At 35.3% G+C, this 23,700-nt stretch carries 37 protein-coding genes; 7 read left to right on the top strand and 30 right to left on the bottom strand.

Features of this window, described 5'->3' with window-relative positions; translation table 11 throughout:
- Positions 1–5: 5 nt before the first annotated feature.
- Together METIN_RS02995 and eno are read right to left on the bottom strand one after the other, a co-directional pair.
- Positions 6–1,268 (bottom strand): tRNA(Ile)(2)-agmatinylcytidine synthase, encoded by a 1,263-nt coding sequence (locus METIN_RS02995; protein WP_013100018.1) that lies wholly within the window; start codon positions 1,266–1,268, stop codon positions 6–8.
- Positions 1,269–1,294: 26 nt separating this feature from the next.
- Positions 1,295–2,569 (bottom strand): phosphopyruvate hydratase, encoded by a 1,275-nt coding sequence (gene eno / locus METIN_RS03000; protein WP_198002854.1) that lies wholly within the window; start codon positions 2,567–2,569, stop codon positions 1,295–1,297.
- Positions 2,570–2,666: 97 nt separating this feature from the next.
- Here eno and METIN_RS03005 point away from each other — a divergent pair, with 97 nt between their 5' ends.
- The 6 genes from METIN_RS03005 to METIN_RS03030 are packed head-to-tail and all read left to right on the top strand — an operon-like array spanning position 2,667 to position 7,662.
- The gene (locus METIN_RS03005; RefSeq protein ID WP_013100020.1) at positions 2,667–3,152 is read left to right on the top strand and encodes a PIN domain-containing protein; all 486 of its coding nucleotides are present in this window, start codon (positions 2,667–2,669) and stop codon (positions 3,150–3,152) included.
- Positions 3,152–3,757, top strand: a complete 606-nt coding sequence (locus METIN_RS03010) for a DUF4352 domain-containing protein (protein ID WP_013100021.1) — start codon at positions 3,152–3,154, stop codon at positions 3,755–3,757. Before METIN_RS03005 ends, METIN_RS03010 begins: the two co-directional genes overlap by 1 nt.
- 4 nt (positions 3,758–3,761) lie before the next feature.
- Positions 3,762–4,967 carry a methyl coenzyme M reductase-arginine methyltransferase Mmp10 gene (gene mmp10 / locus METIN_RS03015; protein ID WP_013100022.1) on the top strand — a complete coding sequence of 402 codons (1,206 nt, stop codon included), beginning with the start codon at positions 3,762–3,764 and terminating at the stop codon, positions 4,965–4,967.
- Positions 4,964–5,467, top strand: coding sequence for an NTPase (locus tag METIN_RS03020; protein WP_013100023.1), 504 nt, complete (start codon positions 4,964–4,966; stop codon positions 5,465–5,467). The genes mmp10 and METIN_RS03020 overlap by 4 nt, the downstream gene beginning before the upstream one ends.
- Entirely contained in the window at positions 5,448–6,533 is a 1,086-nt protein-coding gene (locus tag METIN_RS03025; protein WP_013100024.1) for a 60S ribosomal export protein NMD3, read from the top strand. Before METIN_RS03020 ends, METIN_RS03025 begins: the two co-directional genes overlap by 20 nt.
- Positions 6,517–7,662, top strand: a complete 1,146-nt coding sequence (locus METIN_RS03030) for a class I SAM-dependent rRNA methyltransferase (protein WP_013100025.1) — start codon at positions 6,517–6,519, stop codon at positions 7,660–7,662. The genes METIN_RS03025 and METIN_RS03030 overlap by 17 nt, the downstream gene beginning before the upstream one ends.
- 6 nt (positions 7,663–7,668) lie before the next feature.
- Here METIN_RS03030 and METIN_RS03035 read toward each other — a convergent pair whose 3' ends face one another.
- The 28 genes from METIN_RS03035 to METIN_RS03175 form a co-directional block, all read right to left on the bottom strand.
- Positions 7,669–8,250, bottom strand: coding sequence for an EMC3/TMCO1 family protein (locus METIN_RS03035; RefSeq protein ID WP_013100026.1), 582 nt, complete (start codon positions 8,248–8,250; stop codon positions 7,669–7,671).
- Between the two features lie 5 nt (positions 8,251–8,255).
- Entirely contained in the window at positions 8,256–8,828 is a 573-nt protein-coding gene (locus METIN_RS03040) for an adenylate kinase (protein WP_013100027.1), read from the bottom strand.
- A 2-nt stretch (positions 8,829–8,830) separates the two neighbouring features.
- On the bottom strand, positions 8,831–10,144 hold the full coding sequence (gene secY / locus METIN_RS03045) for a preprotein translocase subunit SecY (RefSeq protein ID WP_013100028.1): 1,314 nt from the start codon (positions 10,142–10,144) through the stop codon (positions 8,831–8,833).
- Positions 10,145–10,362: 218 nt separating this feature from the next.
- On the bottom strand, positions 10,363–10,794 hold the full coding sequence (locus tag METIN_RS03055) for an uL15m family ribosomal protein (RefSeq protein WP_013100029.1): 432 nt from the start codon (positions 10,792–10,794) through the stop codon (positions 10,363–10,365).
- Positions 10,795–10,807: 13 nt separating this feature from the next.
- Positions 10,808–11,272, bottom strand: coding sequence for a 50S ribosomal protein L30 (rpmD, locus tag METIN_RS03060; protein WP_013100030.1), 465 nt, complete (start codon positions 11,270–11,272; stop codon positions 10,808–10,810).
- A gap of 9 nt (positions 11,273–11,281) precedes the next feature.
- A complete protein-coding gene (gene rpsE / locus METIN_RS03065; RefSeq protein ID WP_013100031.1) occupies positions 11,282–11,935 on the bottom strand; it encodes a 30S ribosomal protein S5 in 654 nt (217 codons plus the stop codon).
- An 11-nt stretch (positions 11,936–11,946) separates the two neighbouring features.
- Entirely contained in the window at positions 11,947–12,534 is a 588-nt protein-coding gene (locus METIN_RS03070) for a 50S ribosomal protein L18 (RefSeq protein ID WP_013100032.1), read from the bottom strand.
- A 23-nt stretch (positions 12,535–12,557) separates the two neighbouring features.
- Entirely contained in the window at positions 12,558–13,007 is a 450-nt protein-coding gene (locus tag METIN_RS03075) for a 50S ribosomal protein L19e (protein WP_013100033.1), read from the bottom strand.
- A 2-nt stretch (positions 13,008–13,009) separates the two neighbouring features.
- Positions 13,010–13,420, bottom strand: a complete 411-nt coding sequence (locus METIN_RS03080; RefSeq protein WP_013100034.1) for a 50S ribosomal protein L32e — start codon at positions 13,418–13,420, stop codon at positions 13,010–13,012.
- Positions 13,421–13,432: 12 nt separating this feature from the next.
- Positions 13,433–13,984 (bottom strand): 50S ribosomal protein L6, encoded by a 552-nt coding sequence (locus METIN_RS03085; RefSeq protein ID WP_013100035.1) that lies wholly within the window; start codon positions 13,982–13,984, stop codon positions 13,433–13,435.
- A 23-nt stretch (positions 13,985–14,007) separates the two neighbouring features.
- Positions 14,008–14,400: a 30S ribosomal protein S8 gene (locus tag METIN_RS03090; RefSeq protein ID WP_013100036.1), complete on the bottom strand. Its 393-nt coding sequence runs from the start codon at positions 14,398–14,400 to the stop codon at positions 14,008–14,010.
- A 33-nt stretch (positions 14,401–14,433) separates the two neighbouring features.
- Positions 14,434–14,595, bottom strand: coding sequence for a 30S ribosomal protein S14 (locus METIN_RS03095; RefSeq protein WP_013100037.1), 162 nt, complete (start codon positions 14,593–14,595; stop codon positions 14,434–14,436).
- A gap of 13 nt (positions 14,596–14,608) precedes the next feature.
- The gene (locus tag METIN_RS03100; RefSeq protein WP_013100038.1) at positions 14,609–15,163 is read right to left on the bottom strand and encodes a 50S ribosomal protein L5; all 555 of its coding nucleotides are present in this window, start codon (positions 15,161–15,163) and stop codon (positions 14,609–14,611) included.
- Positions 15,164–15,174: 11 nt separating this feature from the next.
- Positions 15,175–15,912, bottom strand: coding sequence for a 30S ribosomal protein S4e (locus tag METIN_RS03105; protein WP_013100039.1), 738 nt, complete (start codon positions 15,910–15,912; stop codon positions 15,175–15,177).
- Between the two features lies 1 nt (position 15,913).
- Positions 15,914–16,279 carry a 50S ribosomal protein L24 gene (rplX, locus tag METIN_RS03110; RefSeq protein ID WP_013100040.1) on the bottom strand — a complete coding sequence of 122 codons (366 nt, stop codon included), beginning with the start codon at positions 16,277–16,279 and terminating at the stop codon, positions 15,914–15,916.
- Positions 16,280–16,290: 11 nt separating this feature from the next.
- Positions 16,291–16,689 (bottom strand): 50S ribosomal protein L14, encoded by a 399-nt coding sequence (locus tag METIN_RS03115; RefSeq protein ID WP_013100041.1) that lies wholly within the window; start codon positions 16,687–16,689, stop codon positions 16,291–16,293.
- A 12-nt stretch (positions 16,690–16,701) separates the two neighbouring features.
- Positions 16,702–17,061, bottom strand: coding sequence for a 30S ribosomal protein S17 (locus METIN_RS03120; protein ID WP_013100042.1), 360 nt, complete (start codon positions 17,059–17,061; stop codon positions 16,702–16,704).
- 59 nt (positions 17,062–17,120) lie between these two features.
- Positions 17,121–17,405 (bottom strand): ribonuclease P protein component 1, encoded by a 285-nt coding sequence (gene rnp1, locus METIN_RS03125; protein WP_013100043.1) that lies wholly within the window; start codon positions 17,403–17,405, stop codon positions 17,121–17,123.
- Between the two features lie 89 nt (positions 17,406–17,494).
- Positions 17,495–17,803, bottom strand: a complete 309-nt coding sequence (gene yciH / locus METIN_RS03130; RefSeq protein ID WP_013100044.1) for a stress response translation initiation inhibitor YciH — start codon at positions 17,801–17,803, stop codon at positions 17,495–17,497.
- Between the two features lie 41 nt (positions 17,804–17,844).
- Positions 17,845–18,063: a 50S ribosomal protein L29 gene (gene rpmC / locus METIN_RS03135; RefSeq protein WP_013100045.1), complete on the bottom strand. Its 219-nt coding sequence runs from the start codon at positions 18,061–18,063 to the stop codon at positions 17,845–17,847.
- Entirely contained in the window at positions 18,064–18,699 is a 636-nt protein-coding gene (locus tag METIN_RS03140) for a 30S ribosomal protein S3 (RefSeq protein ID WP_013100046.1), read from the bottom strand. It lies immediately after the preceding gene.
- On the bottom strand, positions 18,696–19,163 hold the full coding sequence (gene rplV, locus METIN_RS03145; protein ID WP_013100047.1) for a 50S ribosomal protein L22: 468 nt from the start codon (positions 19,161–19,163) through the stop codon (positions 18,696–18,698). Before rplV ends, METIN_RS03140 begins: the two co-directional genes overlap by 4 nt.
- A gap of 15 nt (positions 19,164–19,178) precedes the next feature.
- Complete coding sequence (locus METIN_RS03150) at positions 19,179–19,448, bottom strand: elongation factor 1-beta (protein ID WP_013100048.1); 270 nt, start codon at positions 19,446–19,448, stop codon at positions 19,179–19,181.
- A gap of 21 nt (positions 19,449–19,469) precedes the next feature.
- Complete coding sequence (locus tag METIN_RS03155; protein ID WP_013100049.1) at positions 19,470–19,637, bottom strand: zinc finger domain-containing protein; 168 nt, start codon at positions 19,635–19,637, stop codon at positions 19,470–19,472.
- Positions 19,638–19,641: 4 nt separating this feature from the next.
- Positions 19,642–20,262, bottom strand: a complete 621-nt coding sequence (gene mfnE / locus METIN_RS03160) for a [5-(aminomethyl)furan-3-yl]methyl phosphate kinase (RefSeq protein WP_013100050.1) — start codon at positions 20,260–20,262, stop codon at positions 19,642–19,644.
- Positions 20,259–20,498, bottom strand: a complete 240-nt coding sequence (locus METIN_RS03165; RefSeq protein WP_013100051.1) for a HypC/HybG/HupF family hydrogenase formation chaperone — start codon at positions 20,496–20,498, stop codon at positions 20,259–20,261. Before METIN_RS03165 ends, mfnE begins: the two co-directional genes overlap by 4 nt.
- 2 nt (positions 20,499–20,500) lie before the next feature.
- Entirely contained in the window at positions 20,501–21,916 is a 1,416-nt protein-coding gene (gene ehbF, locus METIN_RS03170) for an energy conserving hydrogenase EhbF (protein ID WP_013100052.1), read from the bottom strand.
- Between the two features lie 5 nt (positions 21,917–21,921).
- On the bottom strand, positions 21,922–22,275 hold the full coding sequence (locus tag METIN_RS03175) for a cation:proton antiporter subunit C (RefSeq protein WP_013100053.1): 354 nt from the start codon (positions 22,273–22,275) through the stop codon (positions 21,922–21,924).
- Between the two features lie 129 nt (positions 22,276–22,404).
- Here METIN_RS03175 and METIN_RS03180 point away from each other — a divergent pair, with 129 nt between their 5' ends.
- Positions 22,405–23,658, top strand: coding sequence for an ABC transporter substrate-binding protein (locus METIN_RS03180; protein WP_013100054.1), 1,254 nt, complete (start codon positions 22,405–22,407; stop codon positions 23,656–23,658).
- Positions 23,659–23,700: the final 42 nt, after the last annotated feature.

Genomic DNA, 23,700 nt, shown 5'->3' on the forward strand with positions numbered 1-23,700 from the left:
AAAAATCACTTAATTAAGTCAATAAGTTGGATAGGCTTACTTAAATGCCTCCTTGCAACTCCAGGAACTTCATAAAAGCCTATTTTCAAATCCCTCTTAATCTCCTCTTTCTCAATCTCCTCATATTTTATAACTTTTTTACACCTCTTACACTTGTAGCCAACCTTCTTGCCCTTAGCCTTTAGTGTCCCTCCACAGTGAGGACATCTCTTATTTAACCTATAAATCTTTTCCAATTTTAAGATCTTAATTTTCTCTATGTTAATTGTTAATGGCTCCTCTCTAACAGTTCCATAAACAGCTACAAAATCTCCAGGAATTAGCTTTCTAATGGTCTCTCTAAAGCCCTTGGTTGGTTCATAGGCTATACAGTCAATATTTCCAGTGTCATCAGAGAGTTTAAAGATGACATGTCCCCCTTCTATATCTCTTGGCTTTTCAGAAACTTTTCCATAAACAATAACTCCAGTGTTAGGATAAATATCTCTAATTTTCATAACCCTTAGATGAACATCTGTTCCATGGTTAGTTTTAAAGATCATAAATCTCTCAGGTTTCTCTCCCTTAACCATAAAATAGGCATCAATTAAAGTTTTAATATTAATTCCTCTAATGCCAAAGAGAACTGGACATGGAGTGTTAGGAGTAATTAAAACCTTCTCATTTTCATAGTCATAGTTGTCAAAAGTGTAAGGAAATGTTTTCCTATCCATCTCTATAACACTTCTCTCATCTATCTCTCTCCTCTTCCCCCAATTTTCCTTTTTTCTGTAAGCTAATAGCTCATAAGTGTAAGGAGGTTCAGAACTTATAGCCCCTAAGGCTCCAATAATCCCAAGCCCTTTTTTAAATTTTATAAACCCTCCTCCAACTCTCTTAATAACTTTCTCAGCATATTCCAAGGAGAGAATGTTAAAAAGAGCTTCTTTATAGTAATTTCTTAAAATTTCTCTATTTTCTTTAAATTTTTCCCTATCTAAAAAAACAATTCCTGGGTTTGTTTGGTCAGAGGAGAGATCTGAATATTTTTCAACAAACTTTATAGTTATCTCTCTAACTTCCTCCTTATCTCTCTTCTCTAAATCATCTAAAATTTCTATACAAACTCCACCATTTCCTCTTGTCTTATACTTAACCATTGGATTTAGTCTTATCAACTTAGGAATGTTTAAAGTGTAACTCTTCTTAAGCTCTTCATAAATTAGAGTAGCTAAGTAAGTTGTACAAAACTTTTTTCTGCTGTCAGTGTCATCTATGCCAATGAACATAAAAAACCCTTAAAAATTAAAAATTTTTAGAAGAATGGATTTCTAAAGTTTCTTCCAGCATATTTAGATAAGCCAAGCTCTTCCTCTATCCTTATTAGTTGGTTATACTTAGCTACCCTCTCCCCTCTTGCAGGAGCTCCTGTTTTTATTTGGCCAGTGTTTAAAGCCACTGCTAAGTCTGCTATTGTTGTATCTTCAGTCTCTCCACTTCTATGTGAAACTATCACTGAGTAACCATTTCTAAATGCCAAGTTAGCAGCATCTATAGCTTCACTTAGGGTTCCTATTTGATTAACCTTTAATAATAAGGCATTAGCCGCTTTTTTCTTAATTCCTTCCTTTAGTCTTTCAACATTGGTAACAAAGAGGTCGTCACCAACAATTTGTATATCTAATTCTTTAGTAATCATTGAGAAGCCTTCAAAGTCTTCCTCATGGAATGGGTCTTCAATAGAGACTATAGGATATCTCTCAACCAACTCTTTATAGTAATTTAAAAGCTCTTCTCTACTTAGCTTTTTCCCTTCTATGTAATAGTAACCATCTCTATAAAATTCTGAAGCAGCACAGTCTAAGGCTAAGACTATCTCATCCTCATATCCAGCTCTTTTAATACTTTCCATTAATAGATCTAAAGCTTCCTCAGCCTTCTTTAATGGAGGGGCAAAGCCTCCCTCATCTCCAACATTTATAGCTGATTTTCCATACTTTTCTATAATTGTATTCTTCAAAGTGTGATAAACCTCAGAGCCTATCCTTATAGCTTCTCTTACAGTACTTGCTCCAATTGGCATAATCATAAACTCTTGAATATCTAAATCATTCCCTGCATGCTTTCCTCCATTGATAATATTCATCATAGGGACAGGCATGACATAACTGTTAGCTCCACCTAAGTATTTATAGAGTGGAACCTTAGCTGTGTCAGCAGCTGCTTTAGCAACAGCTAAGGAAACTGCTAAGATGGCATTAGCCCCTAACTTGGACTTGTTTGGAGTTCCATCCAACTCAATCATAATATAGTCTATCTCTCTCTGCATTCTTGAGTCATAACCAACAATCTCAGGCTTTATAATTGAATTTATATTCTCAACAGCTAACAAAACCCCTTTTCCTCCAAATCTCTTTTCTTTATCCCTTAACTCTAAAGCCTCATGTGTTCCTGTTGAGGCTCCACTTGGCACTATTGCTCTTCCATAACCCTTTCCCTTTGTTATTACTTCAACCTCAACTGTAGGGTTTCCTCTAGAATCTATAACTTCTCTTGCTATTAAATCTTTAATTTCAAATCTCTCATCAATATGATTTAACAACCAAATCCCTCCCTGTAAGCTTTTAATAACTATATAACCTTAAAAATAACAAGAAACAATATTTAAAAATTTTGTGAGTGAGAGAATGAAAGTAGTTTTAGATGCCTCAGCTGTTATCCATGGTTTTAATCCTCTAAATTATGAAGAGTGCTATATAACCCCAAAAGTTTATGAAGAGGTTAAAGAGAACAGAATTTTTTTAGATCAGGCCATATCCTTAGGAAAGTTAAAAATTTTAGAGCCTAAAAAGGAGAGTATAGAGAAAGTAAGAAATTTGGCTAACAAGGTTGGAGAACTCTTATCTGAAGCTGATATAGAGGTTTTAGCTTTAGCTTATGAGCTAAAGGCTTTAATTTTAACTGATGACTATGGAATTCAGAATATAGCCAAAAGATTAAATATTAAGCATAAAGGAATATACTATGATAAAACAAATAAAATTATTGTCTGGAGAAAGGTTTGTTTAGGCTGTAAAAAAAGTTATCCAATTAGCTATGAGTATGATGAGTGTGAAGTTTGTGGAAGCCCACTAAAGAGAAAGGCTGTTAATGTTAAGAGGGAGGGGAAATAATGGCTTTAGGTTTAAGAACTATGGTTATGCTGTCAGTAACAATTATAGTTTTGGGAATAGTTTTTATTAGCTTTTTAAAGATAACTGATAAAGTCTTAGGACACTCTGGATTAAGTGATCAAGACATCAGTAAAGGAAAAGAGATAGCTGAACTCTCTTTAAATCAGATTGCTACTTATGGAAATATTTCAATAAAAATAGTTGATCTCTTTAAAGCTAAAAAAGTTATTGGTAATATGGGAAGAAAGGAAGGTGATAAAAATGAAACCTTCCTATTTATAAAAGTTAGGATAGATAACCATGGAGATCTTCCTTATCAAATATCTAACTTAGACTTTGAGCTAAAGGATGAAAATAATAAAACTTATGATCCTGAGGTGAATGTTTTAGACATCCCTGATGCCTTAGTATTAACAGCTGTCCAACCACATAGGAAGATAGAAGGTTATTTAATATTTAAAATCCCTGAAAATTTGGAAAAGTGTAAATTAGTTTATAAGCTTAATAAGGTTGAGGGTTATGTATTTGTTAGAAAGGAAATTCAGTGGAATATTAATTTAACAGATGTTAAAGAGTTAGATGAGTACTCTGTTATAAGAAAGTGAGACTATGTTACTTTTAGATCTAAAGGGAGAGCCTGGAAAAGACTGTAGAGGATTTTGTAAATTTTGCTATTTTAGAAAGTTGGATAAAAAGAGAGTTGAGCCACTTGGCTGTAAAAATTGCCAATTTACTATAGGTTGTGACTACTGTACATACTCAGTTAGGGAATTAAATGGCCCCTTCCTCCCAATCCCTTTAATTTTAATGCAACTACAAAGCTCTCTAATGTTTAAAAGATATGAGAAGGTTAATATTACTGCTGGAGGAGACGTTAGCTGCTATCCTAACTTAGTAGAGTTGTGTAAAGCTATAAATGACTTTGGCTTAAAGATACATCTTGGCTACACTTCAGGGAAGGGGTTTAATGATATAAAGATAGCTGAGAGATTGGTTGAGTGTGGAGTTGATGAAGTTACTTTCTCAGTATTCTCAACTGATCCTAAGTTAAGAGAGGAGTGGATGAATGATAAAAATTCAGAGAAAGCTATAGAGTGTCTAAAATACTTCTGTGAGCACTGTGAGGTTCACACAGCCATTATAGTTATCCCTGGAGTGAATGACCAAGAGGTTTTATATAAAACCCTCTCAGACCTTGAAGAGTGGGGAGCTAAGGGAGTAATATTAATGAGATTTGCAAACACTGAAGAACAAGGTTTAATATTAGGAAATGCTCCAATACTTGAAGGAATTAAGGTTCACACTTTAGAAGAGTTTAAGGAAATTGTTAAAGAGGCTTATGAAGAGTTTAACTTAAGGGTTACAGGAACTCCTCTTTATGACCCTGTTACAGGAACACCTTTTGCTATAGCTAAGGAGGAAAAGATATTAGAAAAATTAAGAGAGAAGATAGAAGGAGAAGGAACTATAATAACTGGAAATGTCTCTTACCCATATCTAAAGAAAATCTTTGAGGGAACAGAGATTAATGTGGTTAAAGTGAATAAGGATATAGCTGATCTCATAACAGCAAAAGATTTAGAGAAAGTAAATAAGAAGGAGTTGAAAGAAACAGTTTTTATTCCTGAGAAGGCATTTGTACATGATGAAGTAGCCAAAAGAATTTTAAATAGAGATATTATAGTAAGAGTTGGCTCTCTAACCTTAGATGGAGAGGTTAGTGGAGTTTATACAAAAAAGGAAGCTTTAGATTATGAAATTAAAGCCTTTGAAGAATTCATTAGAATGATAAATTTCTTTGGGTATAAGAGATGAGGGTCTTTATAACTGGAGAGCCAGGAGTTGGGAAAACAACTCTAATAAAGAGAATTTATGAGCTGTTAAAGGATAAGTATAAGGTTGGAGGATTCATTACAGAGGAGATTAGAGAAAAAGGGAGAAGAGTAGGTTTTAAAATAAAAGACTTCAGTGGAAATGAGGAAATCTTAGCCTATGTTGGAGAAGGCCATCCAAGGGTTGGGAAATATAGAGTTTATGTAAAAAATTTAGATAAAGTTCTTGAATCTCTAAGTTGGGAAGATAAAGACATTATTTTAATTGATGAAATTGGAGCAATGGAATTTAAAAGTAAGAAATTTAAAGAGTTCTTAGATAAAGTTTTAAGCTCTAATAAAGATTTGATAGCTACTTTACATAGACACTATGTTAATAAATTTAAAGACTTTGGTAGAGTTATAAGGCTTGAGAAGAACAATAGGGAAGAGATTTTTAAACACATAGTTAAGGTGTTGGAAAATGAAGGGTATGTGTTATAGATGTGGAGCTATTGATGAGTTGATAGATGGCTTATGCCCTCTTTGCTATAAACAACTAAATCCATTAATTGAAATTCCTGATAGAGTGGAGATAGAAGTTTGCCACATGTGTGGCTCTTACAAGAGGAAGACTTGGCAAACTCCTAAGGGAGAGAGTCCAGAGGAAATAGTTGAGGAAATTGTCAGATGGGCAGTTAGGGATAACTTAGAAGTTAAGGGAGATGTTGAAATAGAAGTTCTTCCTTACATCTCTCAACTTCCTGGAGGGAAGAGGAGTAAGTTAATTGTTCCAGTTAAGATTATTGCTAAGGGTAAGTTGCCAGGAGAGAAGGAAGAGAGGGAAGAAGAGAGAGATATAGAGGTTCATTTAAAGATGGTTCAGTGTCCAAGATGCTCAAGGTTCATGTCTAATTATTATGAAGCTACCCTACAAGTAAGGGCTATGAATAGATACTTAACTGAGGAAGAAAAGGAAGAGATTGATAAGTTTGTTAGGGAAGAACTATATAGAAGGCTGAAGAAGGATAGAATGGCATTTATATCCAAATTTATCCCTCAAAAGGAAGGGCTTGACTATCAACTTGGCTCTGTTGGAGCAGCGAGATCAGTGGCTCAGAGGATAAAGCAGAAGTATGGAGGGAAGATAACAGAGAGTGCCACTCTTGTAGGAGTAGATAGTGAAGGAAATGAGTTATATAGAGTAACTGTCTCTGTAAAGATTCCTGAGTATAGGGTTGGAGATGTAGTGGAATATAAAGATAAGTATCATGTGGTTTCAGCCATAACAGAGAATAAGGTTTATATGAAAACCTTGGATGAGAAGAGGGAGAAGGTTGGAGTATCTTGGCACATAGCTGAAAAGGAAACAAAGTTAATTAGTAAAAGGGAAGATCTTAGCTCAGCTACAGTAATCTCAACCATCCCTAAGTTGATGGTGATGGATGATAGGAGCTATGAAATTTATGAGTTTGACACTAACTTAGATGTAAAAGAGGGAGACAAAATTAAAATCTTAAAGAAAGATGAGAGAATTTACTTAGTGGGAAAGGATGATAGAGATAGATAAAAGAGCTTACCAATCTATTAAGAATTTCTCAAGGATAATTTATAGAAAGGTTATAAAGAATAAAGAAGAGTTGCCTGAGCATGAAGATATTATAGAGCTATACTACAATGGTAAGTTTGTGGCTAAAGCTATCTATAACCCTAAATCTGTAATTATAAAGATTTTAACAACTGAAAGAGAAGAGATAGATTATAACTTTTTTTATAAAAGGATTGAGAGGGCTAAGTATTACAGGGAAGAGGTCTTAAACTATAAAGATGTGTATAGATGGATCTATGCTGAAGCTGATTCTCTACCAAATATAATTTTTGATAAATATAATGAGCTTGGAGCCTTGCAACTTATGTCAAAGCTTATAGAGAGGAGATATCTTAAAGATCTTGTCAATGCTTTTTTTGATCTCTCAAACTTAGAAAGTATCTATGTAAAAAAGGGAAAGAAAGGAGAAAAAATTAAAGAGAGGGTTTTTGGAAATAAGGAGAAGAAGGAAACTATAATTAAAGAAGGGGAGGCTAAGTTTATTGTCAATGTTAAAGGTCATAAAACAGGCTTCTTCTTAGACCAGAGGGAGAATAGATTAGCATTAGAGAAATTCATTAAGCCAGGAGATAGGGTTTTAGATGTCTTCTGCTACACTGGTGGATTCTCTGTCCATGCAGCTATAAGAGGAGCTTACGTTACTGGAATAGATCTGTCTAAGAAAGCTCTAAGCGTAGCTGAACAAAATATGGAAATTAATAATATCCCTAAGGATAGATATGAATTTATTGAAGGAAATGCCTTTGAGATTTTAACAGATCTTGCCGATAGAGGAGAGAAGTATGATGTTGTTATCTTAGATCCACCAGCCTTTACAAGGGATGAGGATGATATAAAAAGAGCTTTAAAGGCATATTCAACCATAAACTACTTAGGGATAAAGTTGGCTAAAAGAATATTTGTTACTTGCTCTTGCTCTCATCATATTGATAAGGAGATGTTTAAGAGAGTTGTCTTTTCTTCAGCATTTAGGGCTAAGAAAAATATGTTTTTAATAGAGTATAGAGGACAAGCTCCAGATCATCCTATAGACATAGCCAACAAAAATTTAGAGTATTTAAAGTGTATCTTCTTTTATGTTAAAAACTAAGATGTTTTATTTTATCCCCAAGATCTTCCTTAGGATGGTTGAGCAAACCATAGAGCTCATTATATACCATCCCAACCATCCTAAGGCATTTGGCACAACTTTAAAGCCACCATGGTAAAAGACAGAGCCAAGCCAATGCCAGAAGTCAAGGAGCATAATCTTACTTATTATTATTGGAAGATAGACTACAACTCCATTCCAGTCAGGATAGAGTTGATGATACAAACCATTAAAGCCATAAAGATGCTTCATATAGATAAAAATTAAGATGATTGGGACAAAGGTGTAGATCATAGGTTTAAAGCTTAACCTCATTAGCTCAGCATTTAAAGCCATCATCTTCTCTTGCTCTTCCTGCAACTTCTTTAAAGCCTCTGGATCTTTTGTAGCTAATTTATACTTTTTCTGAAACTTCTTTATCTCTTCTTTTAACTCTCTAACCCTCTCCTGATCAACCAGTAGTTTAGTAGCTATGTTAGAGATTAAAGACACTCCCAGGGAGAAGATTAAGATGCCTATAGCTGGGGGATAGTTCTTAACTATAGGCAATACTAAGGAATCAATAAAATTTAAAATTGATTCAAACATTCTTTTCAACCTTTTAAGACTTTAACCATTTCCTCAACAGCTTTATCTAAGAGATCATCTCTATTTTTAATTATCTTAACTGTAGCTCCTGTTAGTACAGCATAGGTTATAGCTGCTGCTCTATTCATGAAGAGATGCTCATCTATATCTTCAGTGCTTTCAAAATCTCTCTGTCTTGTCTCATCCTTTAGCCTTCTCATTAATACTTCATTACTGTCAGCTTCAACCAACACTATAATATCTGGCTTCAACTCCTCTAAAACCCAAATTGGTAAGCCAGGAAGGTAACCTTTAGGTGTCTTTATTGTACTGTGGGTATCAACTATTATATCCTCTTCCTTAGCCATCTCAGCTATTCTCTTTCCAGCTAATCTTTGAATCTCCTTCTGTTTCTCTGGAGGTAACTTTCTTAGCTGGTCTCTATTTTCCACTAACCCTTCTTCTTTGGCTATCTCCAACATGACAGTTCCAAAATTCACTATCTTATAATTTATTCCCTCCTCTCTTAACTTCTCAACAGCTTTATTAGTTACTGTTGTAGAACCAACTCCAGGAACTCCAACAACTACAACTAACATTTTTACTCACCCTTTAAGATTTTTGATATAATTGGATGTAGCTCATCTATCTTATCTCTTATCAACTGCTCATACATTCTATATACAATAGAAACAGTTAATAAAACCCCTGTCCCTCCACCCAATGCTCCTATGAAGTTGGCTATCCCAGCTAAGAAACCAACAAATGCTGAACTCATAATAGTTAAGGCTGGAATATATCTTCTTAATCTTTGCTCTATAGCTTTCTCACTTCTTCTAAACCCTTTTATAGCCATTCCTAAGGAGCTTATCCTCTTAGCCATACTTTTTGGATCTAAACCTGTGGTTTCAACCCAGAAGATTCCAAAGAATATACAGGCTATGATCATAGCTATTAGATAGATTATAGCATGTATTGGATCAGCTAAGACATTTGATAAACCATAGGGGGTAGAGAGATAGTAAGCTATTCCACTAACTGGAACTCCATTAACATAGTTTCCTAAGATTGGAAACCCAGCTCTATAGAGAGCTAAGCCCCAAAGCTGTATATTGGCAAAGAGTGCAGCTGCTAAGATAACTGGAATGTTAGAGACATAAATAAACTTTATTGGATACTTAGCCACAGCTCCTTTTATTCTTCCATGTGCTAATGGAATTTCAACTCTTAAACACTCAGCATAGACAACCATTAGGAACACTATAATAGTCCCAATGATTGGAGCTATGAATTCAATATTTGGTGATCCCTGTAGTAGAGAGCTTAAAAATCTCCATAAATATCCTTCTGGTCCAAAGGCCCCTACAAATATGGTTTGAGAAACCCCTGCAGCTATAAATAGCCCTATCCCAGATCCTATTCCATACTTGGAAACTATTTCATCCAAGTAAATTAAGATTATAGATCCTATAGCTATCTGGATAATAACCAAGAGAGCCAATGCCAAAGGAAGAGGACCAAATGCTCCAGCTCCTACGAAGAGGGCAGCTTCAACAAAGCTAAGAACAATAGATAAAAGCTTCTGAAACCCTTGGAATAAAGCTCTATTCTCTGGGATGGAGAGATCCATCTGTATGATCCCTGAACCTACTAAGAGCTGCATGATAATTCCAGCTGTAACTATGGGACCAATCCCTAAGGTGATTAAAGTCCCTATCTTTGATGCTGTTACAGTTTGCCAGAACTGAAAGATTGGAGGAATTTGAGCCCCTGCTGTATAGATGTCAATGGTTCCCATGATGAAATATAAAATTAGTACTACAGCTGTCCATTTCAATTTTTCATTAAAGCTTGGCTCTTTTAAGGGTAATTCAACCTCTGGAATCTTTTCCAAGATAGGAATAAACTTTCTCATAAAATTTTCCAAAAAATACCACCTCAATAAATCTTTTTATTTTTTAGTTATTTAACAAAAATTTCAAAATAGAAAAGTCTTTTAAGAGCAAATTATCAAAATCTCTAAAAAAAAGTAAAATAATATTGGCTAAAAAATTAAAATTTAAATTCTCCTCTTCTTCTGTAAATTCAATATTATCATCAAAAAAGAGAAATAAGAAGATAATTAAAAAGAGCTTAGAGTTCAACAACCTCTCCACCTGCTGACTCAATCTTCTCCCTTGCCTTTTCAGAGACTTCTATAGCTTTAACCACCATAGGGATAGTAACCTTTCCTCTACCTAATACTTTTTCATAACCTAACTCTAAGACATCAACTATATACTTATCTCCTTCCTTCTCAAACTTGTCAGGGTTTTTTAGGACAAGTTCTTCAAGCTCTCCAACATTTATGGTTTCATAACTTTTAACTAAGCTTGGGTGCCTACTGAATCCATACTTCCCAAATCTGTCAGGATCATACTTTATAACCCAAGTCCAATGGTGGTCAAATCCTCCAGAGAATCCTCTACCTCCTCTATTTCCAGCTCCTCTTCTTTTCTTATGGCTTCCCCATCCAAAGGTTCTGGAACCTCTCTTCTTTTTAACTTTTCTTCTCTTTCTTATCATGTTTTTCCCCTCTTTACATCATTCTCTCCAATAACTCATTAATCTTCTCTCCTCTATATCCTAAAGCTCCTCCAATGTTGAAGTGTTTCTTAATTCCTCCTCTCTCATAACCCTTTCTTGGAGGATGTAATCTAAAGACAGGCTTTAGAGGAGTGTCCTTTAATTTAATTTCTCCATTTATTATTTTTTCAGCTAACTCTTCAACAGTCATTCCAGTCAATTCCTTTATAATTTCAGGGGTAACTTTTTTATCCCCCTTTAACCTTCCTCTCTTTAAAATTAATTTTATCAATGTTTCTTTATTTATCTCTCCCCAGGTTATATAATCCTTAGCCTTCTGTAACATTCCCTTGTATGTTTCTGTTTCAGGGACTATAACACAGTGGTTAGTTTTGTGTAATCTTAACATCTTTAAAGTGTCAGCAATGTCTCCTCTAACCCCTATTCTTCCCCTAACTCTTACAACAGCATAAGCCATGTTTCCACCTTAAAATACTCTTCCTTCTAAGATCCCTAATTTCTGTTTATGCTTATCCATAGTTCTTGTAAAGTTCAGGCTCCTTAGAGCTTCAAATGTTGCCATTGCAAAGTTATAGGTTGTTCTTGTTTCTCCAAAGGTTTTGGTCCAAACATCCTTAACTCCAGCTAAGCCTAACACAGCCTTAGCTACATCTCCAGCTACTAAACCAACTCCTCTTGGAGCTGGGAGTAAAATGATAGCTGTACTTCCACACTTACCATAACCCTTATAAGGAACTGAGTGAGGTGTTCCACAACCACACTCCCAGGAACCACAACCTCTTCTAACTCTAATGATATTCTTCTTAGCCTGAGCTATTGCCTTTCTTATTGCTGGACCAACCTCTTTAGCCTTCCCTTTTCCAACCCCAACATAACCATTTCTGTTACCAACAACCACTGTAGCTCTAAACCTTGCTCTTCTTCCAGACTTGTGCATTCTCTGAACTAACTTAACGTCTAAAACCTTCTCTTCTAAATCTGGAAGTAAGGCATCAACTATCTCAGGCTCTAAGATTGGAAGGTTATTGTCTAAGATGTAGTCTATATCTGTTATCTCTCCCTCTTTAACCATTCTTCCAACAGCTGTTTTTGGTTCCCACTCTTCTATGTTGAACCTCATAGTTTCACCTTTTAGAACATGCTGTCTATCTTAGCCTTTATTTCTTCAAAGTGTTCAGGTAACTTTTCAGGAGGTAAGCCCTTCTCTAAATACTTTGAGAACTGTCTTCTGTATTTTTCTTCATCCTCTTCCTTTAAAAGCTCAGCATAAGCCTTTATATGCTCTCCTCTTATCCTTTCTTCACTTGGTAATATGTCTTCTCCATGAGGAACCTCTAACCCAGCATCTAAGGCTCCTTTTAGTATAGCGAATAAGGCATTTCCTTTAGTAGCTCTATGTAATCCAATATCTAAAACAGCCTCTTTGTAACCCTTCTGTAAAGCCTTCTTTCCTAAGAGGTAGCCAGTTAAGTAAGCTGAGCATAAGTTTCCAGTATGTCCCTTGTAACCAAGCTTTATTAACTCTCTTGAGTGGGCTGAAACTACTGTTCTATCTCCCTTCTCATCATATTCTACAATCTGAGCTATACAGTGGTTTAGTGTTCTCCTTGCCACCAATCTTGGCTTTCTTGAGAGTAACAATCTTAACCTCTTTCTGTAATCTGTCTTAGCCTCTCTTCTTCTTCTGAACTTAACCCTGTAAGTTGGCCCATGTGCCATAAGTGTTTCACCTTAAAAATTTTTTATTGTTTTAAAAGCTCATGTTCTTTTAGGTATAAGTATAAGTGTGATCTACTTCTGAATGCTCCTCCTTTTGCCATTCTGTAAAGTTTTCTATAAGTTTTTCTGTCTATCTTATTCTTCTCTTTTAACTCTTTTAATGTCTTTCTTAAAGCTCTTATTGTGTTCATCCACTTCTCTTTTGGTGGAGTTCTTGCTCCCTTAGCCCCTCTCCTTGATCCTGGTCCTCTTCTTCTTCCCTTCTTTCTCTGCTCTTTCAACTTCTTAACTCTTGCTGAACTTATTCCCTTCTTTTGTAATTTTCTAATAATTCCTTTTTTTATTAAAACTCTTATGTCATCCTTACTTAAAGCAGATTTAACCTCATCTAAGTGTTCAGGGTCGATCCAAACTCTGTCAAGGCCACATTTCAATATCTCAGCAGCCATTCTTCTCTGAACTGAGACATCCATATTTACTCACCCTTAGCCAACTTTAACAACTCTTCCTGTTTCTCTTCAGAGATGTTTAATATTCTTATTCCCAACTCTTTTGCTCTCTTTATAATTTCAATTTTCTTCCTCTTCCCAACTGTTGAGGCTATTCTTGCTCCCTGTGTTTTTGGGTCTAACTTCTCTAACTCTTTAACGTTGTGAACTAACACATCCTCTAAACCAGATGGGTGGAGATATCTAACAGCCTTAGGCATTCTGTAACCTATCTCAACAACTGGAGGCTTTTCCTTCCACTTTAATCTCATCTTACTGTGTCTTCCCTTAGGTCTTCTCCACTTCTCTCCTAACCTCTTATGCCTATGGGCTTCTTGCCTTATAAAGTCAGGCTTTTTCATTTTCATTTTAAATTTTAGTCTTAATAGTCTGTCCATAAAATCCTCACCTTAAATAGCTTTTCCAGCTTTCTCCACTATATAAATTCCATCCTGGAAGACTCTTGGGTCTCTATCCTTAATCTTTGTAGCCTGCTCTATGTTAGCAGCTGTTTGTCCAACCTTCTCTTTATCTATTCCAGTGACTATAACATCTTCTCCCTGAACTTTAACAGTAACCCCTTCCAAGATCTTAGCCTTCCTTGGGTGTTTCTCTCCTAAGAAGTTCTCTATGATAACTTCATCTCCTTTAACATAAACCTTCATTGGGAAGTGAGCATATCTTATCTTTAACTTGTATGTGAAGCCTTCAGTAACTCCCTTGATCATGTTATTTATATGTGCTCTAATGGTTCCAATCATAGCCTTATCCTTCTTTTTTGGGTAGTGACAATAGATGACAATCTCATTATCTTCCTTCTTTATCTTTACATTTGGATGCTCAAATCTTCTTCTTAACTCCTTGTTTCCACTCTTAACTAAAACTTCATTTTCTCCAACAATATCTATTTGAACATTCTCAGGAATCTTTATTCTCTCTTCCAAGTATGCTGCAATTGGCATAAGTGTTTCACCTCACTATAAATTTAGAAGACATAAGCTAATAGCCTACCTCCTAAGCCTCTCTTTTTAGCCTCTTCATGACTCATAACTCCTTCAGTGGTTGAAACTATCAATATTCCGAAGTCCCTTGCTGGTAAGTATCTCTTCTCAAATTTCTCATAACCTAACTTCTTAACTGGGAACCTTGGCTTTATAGCTCCACACTTGTTTATCTTCCCTATTAACTCAACCTTGTAAATTCCTCCTCTCCCATCTTCAATATATTCAAATTCCCCTATGTATCCATTATCTTGCATAACCTTTAAGACCCTTCCAATTAGCTTAGATGCTGGCTTTATATAGACAACCTTTTTTCCAACTCTCTCACAGTTGGATATGTGGTTTAGAGCATTAGCTAATGGATCCATTAAACTCATGTTTCTCACCCTAAATAATTAATCTCAAAATTTTTAGTGGAGTTTTTTAAATCCTAATTTTTGGGCTATCTCTCTAAAGCATTGTCTACATAAGTTTAGTCCATACTTTCTTATTAATCCAAATCCAACATGCCCACATCTCTCACAAGGTCTAACTCCATAACCATATTTCTTTTTGTATGGCTTCTTTGCCATCCTCTCACCTCATTTATTCTTCTAATACTCTCTCTACTTTAATTCCAAAGGTTTTTTCTATAAATTGAATAGCCTCTTCTCTTGTCAATCTGTGTTTTCTTGGAACCTTACTTCTACATCTTTTCCTTCTCATAACCCTAAATCCTGGTCTCTCTAAGGTGACACAGACATCCATCCCATAAACTCCAATCATTGGATCATACTTTTGCCCAGGAAAGTCTATATGCTCATGAATACCAAATGAGAAGTTTCCATATTCATCAAATGAGAAGTCATATAAAGTCTTCCCTTCCTTTTGGAAAGCTTCAAATGCTTTCTTTAAAAATTCTTCAGCTTTCTTTCCTCTTAAGGTAACCTTTAAACCAATAGGTAACTTTTTTCTAATTCCAAAGCTTGGGTTTGTTTGCTTAGCCCTTGTCCTTATAGGCTTTTGTCCAGTCAATTCCTCTATAACCTTCTCTCCCTTGGTTAGCCTATCTCCACTCTCTCCAATTCCAAAATTTACAACAACCTTACCAATCTTAGGCCTTAACATTGGGTTTTTATTCCATAACTCTTCATAGTCCATGTTTCTTCACCTTAGTACAATTTAATAACTGGTTTTTCATCCCCAATAACAAAGACATAATCTTTAACTGTCTTAAATTTCTCTCCATCTGGAGTTTCAAGGGTTACAACTGTTTTATGTAATGGCTTTTTTTCAATATCTACAATCTTAGCTATCTCTCCAACGTGTTTTCCTCCAGTAATGTAGGCTAATTTACCAACTTCAAATGGAATATGATCCTTAATCTCTTGGTCAGGAATGCTTATTAGTAAGGTGTCTCCAGTTTTGTAAACATCTTCCTCTGCCTTGGTTGGGTCTGAAACTTTAATTATAATGTTTCTTCCATCATGTAGGTTCAACTGTATATGTCCTCCCTTAACAACAGTCTTGTTTTTTATTTTACATAACTTAACATCTGGATTTTCTGTTGGATATAACTTAACTCTTCCCTTTCTGTCAAATAAAACTCTATAGTTCTCATTAGCCTCTGGTAAGGAAACAACATCCATAAATCCAACTGGTAACTTCTCTTCCTTTCTAACTCTTCCATCAACTAAAATCTTACCCATCTTTATTATCTTCTTAGCTTCCTTTCTGTTGTCAGCATACTTTAGAACATCCCTAACTATTAAGAGTAGTGGTAAAGATTCACTCATTGGGTGAGCTCCTGGGAGAGGTCTGACAGTAAATTTATGGGTTTTTCTTGGCAATTCCCACCTAACTGGAGCAGCCAACCTTTTCAAGTGTCTTTTTGGTCCTTTTCTACCCATCTTATTCCACCTTCTTTATATTTTTGAATCTTCTTTCATCCTTATCATAGAGCTTTATGATCATAACATTTGATGGATGTATTGGATATGGAACCTCTTTTCCATCAGCTTTTCTATTGTAAGCTCCTTTTACATAAATTCTGTATCTCTTTAGATCTACCTTTGTAACCTCTCCTTCTAAGCCTTTAAAGTCTCCTCTCATTATTCTAACAACATCTCCCTTTCTAACAGGAATAGCATTTTTTCCTAACTTCTCCTTCAACTCCTTTGAGAGCATTGCACTCATAACCTTCCTTCTTAGGTGTAAAGGAGCATTGTATAAAGCTTTTCTCTGTTTTCTTGGTTGCTTAGAGTTTGTGAAACTCATTTTAAATCACCTTATACTATTATCTTAGCTATTCTTGCAATCCCTGGCCATCTCTCAGCAGCTTCCTTAGCAACTGGCCCTTTAATATCTGATCCCTTTGGGTTTCCATCTGGGGTTACAATGACAACAGCATTGTCATAGAACTTAACCCTTGTTCCATCAGGCCTTCTTATCTCCTTTCTTTGCCTTATCACAATTGCAGGAAGCACTTGTTTCCTCATCTCAGGAGTTCCTTTTTTAACAGTGACAATAACCATATCTCCTACTCCAGCACTTGGTAATCTTCTTGAAACTCCCTTATAGTTCTTCACAGCAATAATTTGAACCTCTTTAGCTCCAGTGTTGTCTGCACAGACACATCTTGCTCCTACAGGTAAGCCTCTTACTGGTTTTGAAGCTATAGCTTTCATTCTCTTTCACCTTTATTCTTCTCCTTTTACCTCATCAATTCTTCCTAACTTCTCAATAACTACAAATCTCTTTGTTTTACTTATTGGCCTACATTCCATAACTCTAACAATATCTCCAGCTCTTGCATGTATGCATGGAGGATTATGAGCAGCTAACTTGGAAGTTCTTCTTTCATATCTCTCATACTTCTTTATGTACTTGATAATCTCTCTCTTTATGATGACTGTTTTACTTGGTTTGTCACTAACTACAACTCCTACAAAGCTCTGACCTCTAACTGGAAGATTTCCATGGAACGGGCAATTTTTATCATCACATTCAACTTCAGGAACCTTTACTCCTGGGACACCAATGTTTTTGGCATTGCTCATAACTCTTTCACCTTTTAGAAATTTTTCTTAGTAAAAACTTAGGAAGTGATATATAAATTTTAGTAAGGGTAGAGTGGCTTAATCTTCTTTTTAAGCCTCTCTTCAGGTCTTCCAATTAAAAGCCTACCATCAACCTTAACCTTACAGTTGTCAAGGTGGAATAAGAAGACAGCAAGAGCCTTAGGGATCTTAACTACTTTCTTCTCAGTTTCTATGAAAAGCATGTTTCTTGTTTCATCAACAACTCTTCCCTTAATTCCAACAAGAGACTTGTTTGGAGATGATACTATCTCAACTTTTAAACCTATAAGCTCATGTCTCAAAATGTTGTGAGGAGTAATCATAGTTCCATCTTTTCATTGGGAGTAGGGTGTGCCCTAAAAAGGGCATCCTACTCCCTTAGCATTTTAGGTAAGAAAAAGAAAAAAATAAGTTATCTAACTTCTATAGCATCTTCAGAGAAGCCCATATCAACTAAGAGTTTAACAACTTTTTTCCTCTGGTCTCCTTGGAGCTCTATAGTGTTATCCTTAACTGTTCCTCCACAGGCACACTTATCCTTAAGTTTCTTAGCCAACTCTTTTAAGTCTATAGCACTCTTATCAAAGCCCTCAATTATGGTCATTAGCTTACCAAATCTTCTCTTTGTGACATATATTTTAATTTTTTGTTCTTCCTTTGCAATTTCCTCACAAACACATAACTCCTTTGGTAAGCCACATTTTGGGCAGATCTCTGGCATGATACACCTCAACAGTTTATTAGGTTTTTCTATTATTTAATTTATTGGTTGGTATTTAAATTTTTCTTTCTTTCATTTAAGATTGTTAATATTCTTGCTATTGTTCTCCTTATCTCTCTCATCCTTCCAGGATTTAAAGGAACTCCAGCAGTCATTTTATGGGCTCTCTCTTTTAAGAGTTCTCTTTTTAAATCCACTAATTTCTTTTTTAAGTCTTCATCTGACATGTTTCTTAGCTCACTCTTTCTTATGATAGCCATTTACTCCTCACCTTCTTCTATACTCTCTTCCTTAACTTCCATATCCTTCTCTTTAATAACTATCTCATCTGGTAGTAAGACATCTGGTCTCATAATTTTAACTGTAACTCCTATAACCCCTGGCTTTGTTAAGGCTATAGCTCTTCCCTTATCTACAAGATCCTCAGCAGGCTCTCCACAGTGTTTCATGTATCCAGCCATAAACTTCTCAGTTCTTGCTCTTTCCCCTGTTAGCTTTCCAGAGATGATAACAACAACTCCTTTAGCTCCAGCATTCATAACTCTTCTTACTGCTGTGTGTCCAACTCTTCTGAAGTGCATTCCTCTTTCTAAGGCTCTTGCTATCTTCTCAGCAACAACCTGAGCATCTAAGTCTGGATTCTCAACAGGCTTAACATCTATTTGAGGTCTATCTAACTTAAACTCTTTAGCTAAGATTTCAGTTAGTTCCTTTATTCTACTTCCTCTTCTACCTATAACAAATCCTGGCCTTTCAGCATAGATTGTTACCTTAGTCCCTATAGGTGTTTTCTTTATCTCACAGTGGCTATAACCAGCTTTAAATAACTCCTTTTTAAAGAACTCATCAATTAAAACTTTTTTGACATTCTCTTTTATAAAGATCCTCTCTATCATTGCTCATCCACCTCTTTTAAAATAACTTGAATATGGACTGTTTCATAGAACTTTGGAGTAGCCCTTCCAAAGGCTCTTGGCATGTATCTCTTTAAAGTTATTCCCTTGTTTGCTGAGATATGTAAGATCTTTAATTTATTGACATCTAACCCCTTGTATTCAGCATTGGCCTTAGCATTCTCTAAGACTTTTAAAATATAGCTTGCAGCCTTAACAGGATATCTTCCAGCAGGCCATCCTAACTTACCCTTCCTATGTCCAACTTTCTTACAGTGTCTTCTAAATAGAACTGGTCTTTTCATCTCTATAACATCTTTTAAGAACTGTATGGCTTTATCTAATGGCTTTCCACTTAACTCTTTACAGATCTCTCTTGCATGTTTCCTTGAGATTGGTAAATTTCTTCCCATGGCCTTAGCAACTTTTTCATCATCTACCTTAACCTTATACTTCAACTTCCCCATGTTTCTCCACCTTTTTTATGCTAATGAAACTTCAACTGTTTCAACACTCTCTACATCATCTATTTTAGATAAAGCTTGCTCAATTGGCTCAGTTCCTCCCTCTCTCTCCTCCATCTCAATGACAGCATAGACAGTGTATAAACCAAAGGCTAAGGGTTCATCAAATAATCCTCTAACTTTAACATCCTGCTCTTCTAAAACCTTTTTAACCTTCTCTTTTAACTCTTCCTTGTTAACCTCTGGACTTGTTGGCATAATTTTTAATTTAACTAAGACACTTGCCATTTCTTTCCCCTCTTCTCTTTTTTATGGTCCTTCAAACCCACACTTTGGACACTTGTATCTGTTTCCTAACTTTCTACACTTTTCACATCTAACTATTTCATACTCTCCACACTTTGGACATAGAAATCTTGTAGCTCTCTCCCTTGGAGCAATTTCAGCATTACAGCTTATACAGATATATTTAGCCAAGATCTCACCTACTAACTATTTTTGTGCAGATTGTGTTTTCCCCCTTGATTAGCTTAACAACTCTCTCAGGATATAAACCATTAACAACATAAGCAGTCATATTAAATTTTTGTAAAAGAGATGGAAAAGCCATATCTACTGAAGTCAAACCTTCTATCTCATTAGCATTAATGATATTTAATAGTTTCCCTTCCCTATAAATCCCATCTACATCAGTCACAATAATAATTTCCTTTAAATTTAAAAGCCTTCCTACATATAAACTTAGAGAGTCTGAAGTAACATTCCAGGAGTGCTCAGCTAAGTCTGTTGAGAGTAAAAGAGTGCTTGGTAGTAAGATAGCTACTCCAACTTTATCTATCTCCCTCTTTATGTCAAAAAGGGTTTTGTAAGTCTTTATATTCCCAACTTCTCCATAGATTTCTCCAACTAAGTCCATGCACTCAATAGCTAACTTATGTGAAACTGAAGGATCTAAATTGTAGGTTTTATCAACCTTCCTTACAACATTGGCAAACTCTCCTCCACCTGGCACAATAATAATTTTTTCTCCACATTCTTTTAAAGCCTTCAGTAAGGGCTTAGCCCTATATAATAAAGAACCTCCAATCTTAACCAACTTCATAGAACTCCACTTTTCTTTAACAGCTCTTCCCAAAGCTCTAAGCTTTCCTTAGCCTCTTTTTCAGGAAGTACTTCAATGGCATAGCCAGCATGTATTAAGATGTAGTCTCCAACTTTAACATTCTCTAACAGTGAGAGATTAGCCTTTTGCCTAACTCCTTTATACTCAGCAATGGCAAACTTAACTCCATTCTCTTCAATGATTTCTATAACTTTACATGGAATTGCTAAGCACATGGTTAACCACTTATTACCTTTGCATATTTCCATAAGTAGTTAGTAACCAACTCAGGATAAAGGCCTAAGAGGATGCATAAGGAAACTAAGATAAATAGAGAGATGAGAGCCAGTTTAGGGACTTCAACATTCTCCACTTCCTTACCTGGCTTTAGGAAGATTAAATAGAAAGCTTTCATCATACTCACAAAGGTTCCTATACTAACAAATATCATTATTATAGCTATCTCTGGAAGATTGGCTTCCATTGCAGCCTCGGCGAGTAAGAGCTTACTCTGGAAGCCATTGAAAGGAGGAACTCCACTGATAGCAAGCTTGGCAAATAGTATTAGTAAAGCTACAAATGGAATAGCTGTTATTAAACCTCCTAACTTATATAGATTGTTGGAACCTCCACATCTATTAACTATATAGGCTCCTATAAATAAAGCACTCTTGTAAATAACATGGTTTATAGCATGGAACACTCCAGCAACTATTCCTAAGGGTGTTCCTAAGGCTAAGCCAGTGGCTACATAACCTCCTTGGCTTATAGCATGGTAGGCAAGTAATCTTTTATAGTCACTCTGGGTTAAAGCCATCACAACCCCAAAAACCATCCCTAAAACTCCTAAGGCTAATAAAATCCCTTTAGCTGTTGGAAATATTGAAAGTGAGGAGAACAATTTTAATATAATTAATATTATTCCAACTAAGGTAAACTTTGAGAATGTCTGTAAGAGAGCTGAGATAAAGGCTTTACTTCTTCCATATAGGTCTGCTTTTATATTATGGAATGGAGGTAAGCCAGAACCATAGGCATAGCCAACAATGATTAGGAAGAGGGCAGTATAAACTATAGGAGAGTTTATAATAGCTTTCTTCATGTCAGTTATGTTTAAGGTTCCAGTTACAGCCAATAATAGGCCAATTCCTAAGAGCATTAATGAGCCTGCAACTGTTCCAATAATTAAGTATCTTAAGCCAGCCTTATAGCTTTCTTCAGTTCCACTTAAAAAGACTAATCCAACTTGAACCATGGCTAAGATCTCAAAGAAGACATAGAGGTTAAAGAGATCATCAGTTAATACTATAGCTGAAACACTGGCAAAACCCATTAGAGAGAAAACAACAAACATATTATTCTTTATCTTCTCTCCCATCCCTGTAATTAAGACTAAAGAAGCTATCAAAGAAAGAACTAAGATAATTATCTTCTTAAAGTCATTGTAGTAATAGGCTATCCCTGAGATATAGCTCTCTATGTATCCATGTCCTCCAAAGTAGTAGTAGCCATAACTTCCCAAGAATGGGAGAATTAGTAAGGATAAGGCTACTATAAAAGTTAAGTATTTAATTGCTCTATCTTTTCCATGGATTAAGTTGAATATAATAGCCATAATTAGAGGAAAAATAACTATCAATGGTAGAAGGTTCATCCCTATCAATCCTCTTTTAATATGACTGAGCTTTTTAGAGTTTTATATTTTTTATATAGTATTACTGAGACTCCTAACATCACAGCCAGCATAGAGGCTTCAATAACTATATTTGTCAAGACAAGAGCATGGGTTAGAGGATAAGCAGAATTTTTTATGAAAAAGCTTTCTGATATGCCAGGCAACTTTATAGGGATAATTTTATTGTAGCCAATGGTTATTAACATTAGATTAACACCATTACCCAAAATTTCCAAAGCTATAATTTTTTTTATAATATTATCTACAAAAAAGACTCCATAAAGGCCAATAATAACCAAGATTCCTGACACTATAAAGCTTGCAGTTTGAAAGTCCATAGGAATCACATGAATAATTTATCATTATTTTTAATGATAAATTTTATATATAAAATTTAAAGATAAAGTTTATATACTACTATCCTATTAAAATATGAAGGAAATCCATTTCCTACTGAGGTGAGATGAATGAAGAAGTTATTTGTTATTTTCCTCTCTCTTTTTATAGTTTTAGCAACTTTCCTATCAGGTTGTACAGGAACAGGAGAAAGTGGAGAGAAGGTTATTAAAGTTGGGGTTTTAACAGATCTCTCTGGAGATTTATCAACAGATGGTAGGCAAATAAATAATATATTGAAGATAGCTAAGGACAATGTTGAGCAATACTTAAAGGAGAAAGGCTTAAACTACAAAGTTGAGCTTTATGTTGAAGATACACAAACAAATCCATCCCTATGTTTACAGAAGGTACAAAACTTAAAGGCTCAGGGTTGTAACTTAATTATTGGTCCTTTATCAAGTTCTGAAGTTAAGAACATAAAGAACTTTGTTATGTCAAATAAGTTAGTAATTATTTCCCCAAGTTCAACAGCTATCCCACAACTCTTAGGATTTGCCAGCCCAGAGGATAAGAAATATATCTTTAGAATAGTTCCTAATGACAACTTCCAAGGAAAGGCTATAGCTGGAGAGTTAAAAGATATGGGTATAAAAAATGTTGTTGTCCTCTATAGAGATGATGCTTGGGGACAAGGATTAGAATCTGCAGCAGTTACAAACATGAAAAATTTAGGAATAAATGTTATAGCAGAGATCAAATATCCAAGTCAGCCAACTCCAAGTGATTGGAGCCCATACATACAAAAGTTATTAGACTATACAAAAGGAAAAGATGCTAAGGATACTGGAATCTTAGCCATAGGCTTTGGAGAGTTAGCTACACTAATGTCACAAATTCCTGACAATTCACCACTCTTAAACTATAAGTGGTTTGGATCAGATGGATTTGCAATGAATGAGAATATATTAAAGGTTGCTAAAGCCAAGGGAGAGAAGGTTGGGTTCTATTCAACAGTGTTCTATGGAAAAAGTAAAGAAGCTGAGAAGATTGTTGAAGAATATAGAAAGAGAGGATATGGAGAAGAAGTTGGACAATATGCCCTCTGTGCCTATGATGCCTTTATGTTAGGAGTTATCTCCTATGCAGAGATGTTAAAAGAGAAGGGAAGTTATGATCCAGACTTACTAAGTAAGTTAATAAAAGAGAATGCTGTTAAATACTCAAATGGAGACTTTGGCTTCAAACCAGTTACTGGTTACATAGAGTTTAATGAGTGGAATGATAGAGCTACAGGAGACTACGGAATCTATGCAATAACCAAAGATGGCTGGAAGTTAGTAGGAATTTGGCACTATAAGGATGGTAAGATAGAGTGGCTCTAAAAGTTTATAAATCTCTTTTTTCTATTTTTTATCTTAAAGATA

The organism is Methanocaldococcus infernus ME (assembly GCF_000092305.1).
Classification (GTDB): domain Archaea; phylum AGJL01; class Methanococci; order Methanococcales; family Methanocaldococcaceae; genus Methanocaldococcus; species Methanocaldococcus infernus.

What these genes read in the sequence shown, in the direction of transcription:
- rplV (WP_013100047.1), bottom strand. Translation starts at nt 19,163, where the DNA reads ATGGGGAAGTTGAAGTATAAGGTTAAGGTAGATGATGAAAAAGTTGCT.
- METIN_RS03035 (WP_013100026.1), bottom strand. Translation starts at nt 8,250, where the DNA reads ATGTTTGAATCAATTTTAAATTTTATTGATTCCTTAGTATTGCCTATA.
- METIN_RS03055 (WP_013100029.1), bottom strand. Translation starts at nt 10,794, where the DNA reads ATGATAAGAAAGAGAAGAAAAGTTAAAAAGAAGAGAGGTTCCAGAACC.
- rpsE (WP_013100031.1), bottom strand. Translation starts at nt 11,935, where the DNA reads ATGAGGTTCAACATAGAAGAGTGGGAACCAAAAACAGCTGTTGGAAGA.
- METIN_RS03090 (WP_013100036.1), bottom strand. Translation starts at nt 14,400, where the DNA reads ATGAGTTTAATGGATCCATTAGCTAATGCTCTAAACCACATATCCAAC.
- METIN_RS03010 (WP_013100021.1), top strand. Translation starts at nt 3,152, where the DNA reads ATGGCTTTAGGTTTAAGAACTATGGTTATGCTGTCAGTAACAATTATA.
- METIN_RS03150 (WP_013100048.1), bottom strand. Translation starts at nt 19,448, where the DNA reads ATGGCAAGTGTCTTAGTTAAATTAAAAATTATGCCAACAAGTCCAGAG.
- METIN_RS03005 (WP_013100020.1), top strand. Translation starts at nt 2,667, where the DNA reads ATGAAAGTAGTTTTAGATGCCTCAGCTGTTATCCATGGTTTTAATCCT.
- METIN_RS03075 (WP_013100033.1), bottom strand. Translation starts at nt 13,007, where the DNA reads ATGGATGTCTCAGTTCAGAGAAGAATGGCTGCTGAGATATTGAAATGT.
- METIN_RS03115 (WP_013100041.1), bottom strand. Translation starts at nt 16,689, where the DNA reads ATGAAAGCTATAGCTTCAAAACCAGTAAGAGGCTTACCTGTAGGAGCA.
- METIN_RS03070 (WP_013100032.1), bottom strand. Translation starts at nt 12,534, where the DNA reads ATGGCACATGGGCCAACTTACAGGGTTAAGTTCAGAAGAAGAAGAGAG.
- METIN_RS03020 (WP_013100023.1), top strand. Translation starts at nt 4,964, where the DNA reads ATGAGGGTCTTTATAACTGGAGAGCCAGGAGTTGGGAAAACAACTCTA.
- METIN_RS03030 (WP_013100025.1), top strand. Translation starts at nt 6,517, where the DNA reads ATGATAGAGATAGATAAAAGAGCTTACCAATCTATTAAGAATTTCTCA.
- METIN_RS03140 (WP_013100046.1), bottom strand. Translation starts at nt 18,699, where the DNA reads ATGATAGAGAGGATCTTTATAAAAGAGAATGTCAAAAAAGTTTTAATT.
- mfnE (WP_013100050.1), bottom strand. Translation starts at nt 20,262, where the DNA reads ATGAAGTTGGTTAAGATTGGAGGTTCTTTATTATATAGGGCTAAGCCC.
- METIN_RS03080 (WP_013100034.1), bottom strand. Translation starts at nt 13,420, where the DNA reads ATGGACAGACTATTAAGACTAAAATTTAAAATGAAAATGAAAAAGCCT.
- METIN_RS03095 (WP_013100037.1), bottom strand. Translation starts at nt 14,595, where the DNA reads ATGGCAAAGAAGCCATACAAAAAGAAATATGGTTATGGAGTTAGACCT.
- ehbF (WP_013100052.1), bottom strand. Translation starts at nt 21,916, where the DNA reads ATGAACCTTCTACCATTGATAGTTATTTTTCCTCTAATTATGGCTATT.
- METIN_RS03180 (WP_013100054.1), top strand. Translation starts at nt 22,405, where the DNA reads ATGAAGAAGTTATTTGTTATTTTCCTCTCTCTTTTTATAGTTTTAGCA.
- rplX (WP_013100040.1), bottom strand. Translation starts at nt 16,279, where the DNA reads ATGAGTTTCACAAACTCTAAGCAACCAAGAAAACAGAGAAAAGCTTTA.
- METIN_RS03025 (WP_013100024.1), top strand. Translation starts at nt 5,448, where the DNA reads ATGAAGGGTATGTGTTATAGATGTGGAGCTATTGATGAGTTGATAGAT.
- yciH (WP_013100044.1), bottom strand. Translation starts at nt 17,803, where the DNA reads ATGCCAGAGATCTGCCCAAAATGTGGCTTACCAAAGGAGTTATGTGTT.
- METIN_RS03085 (WP_013100035.1), bottom strand. Translation starts at nt 13,984, where the DNA reads ATGCCAATTGCAGCATACTTGGAAGAGAGAATAAAGATTCCTGAGAAT.
- METIN_RS03040 (WP_013100027.1), bottom strand. Translation starts at nt 8,828, where the DNA reads ATGTTAGTTGTAGTTGTTGGAGTTCCTGGAGTTGGTTCTACAACAGTA.
- rpmC (WP_013100045.1), bottom strand. Translation starts at nt 18,063, where the DNA reads ATGGCTATCATAAGAAAGAGTGAGCTAAGAAACATGTCAGATGAAGAC.
- rpmD (WP_013100030.1), bottom strand. Translation starts at nt 11,272, where the DNA reads ATGGCTTATGCTGTTGTAAGAGTTAGGGGAAGAATAGGGGTTAGAGGA.
- METIN_RS03100 (WP_013100038.1), bottom strand. Translation starts at nt 15,163, where the DNA reads ATGGACTATGAAGAGTTATGGAATAAAAACCCAATGTTAAGGCCTAAG.
- secY (WP_013100028.1), bottom strand. Translation starts at nt 10,144, where the DNA reads ATGAGAAAGTTTATTCCTATCTTGGAAAAGATTCCAGAGGTTGAATTA.
- METIN_RS02995 (WP_013100018.1), bottom strand. Translation starts at nt 1,268, where the DNA reads ATGTTCATTGGCATAGATGACACTGACAGCAGAAAAAAGTTTTGTACA.
- METIN_RS03120 (WP_013100042.1), bottom strand. Translation starts at nt 17,061, where the DNA reads ATGAGCAATGCCAAAAACATTGGTGTCCCAGGAGTAAAGGTTCCTGAA.
- METIN_RS03105 (WP_013100039.1), bottom strand. Translation starts at nt 15,912, where the DNA reads ATGGGTAGAAAAGGACCAAAAAGACACTTGAAAAGGTTGGCTGCTCCA.
- METIN_RS03165 (WP_013100051.1), bottom strand. Translation starts at nt 20,498, where the DNA reads ATGTGCTTAGCAATTCCATGTAAAGTTATAGAAATCATTGAAGAGAAT.
- rnp1 (WP_013100043.1), bottom strand. Translation starts at nt 17,405, where the DNA reads ATGATTACTCCTCACAACATTTTGAGACATGAGCTTATAGGTTTAAAA.
- mmp10 (WP_013100022.1), top strand. Translation starts at nt 3,762, where the DNA reads ATGTTACTTTTAGATCTAAAGGGAGAGCCTGGAAAAGACTGTAGAGGA.
- METIN_RS03175 (WP_013100053.1), bottom strand. Translation starts at nt 22,275, where the DNA reads ATGGACTTTCAAACTGCAAGCTTTATAGTGTCAGGAATCTTGGTTATT.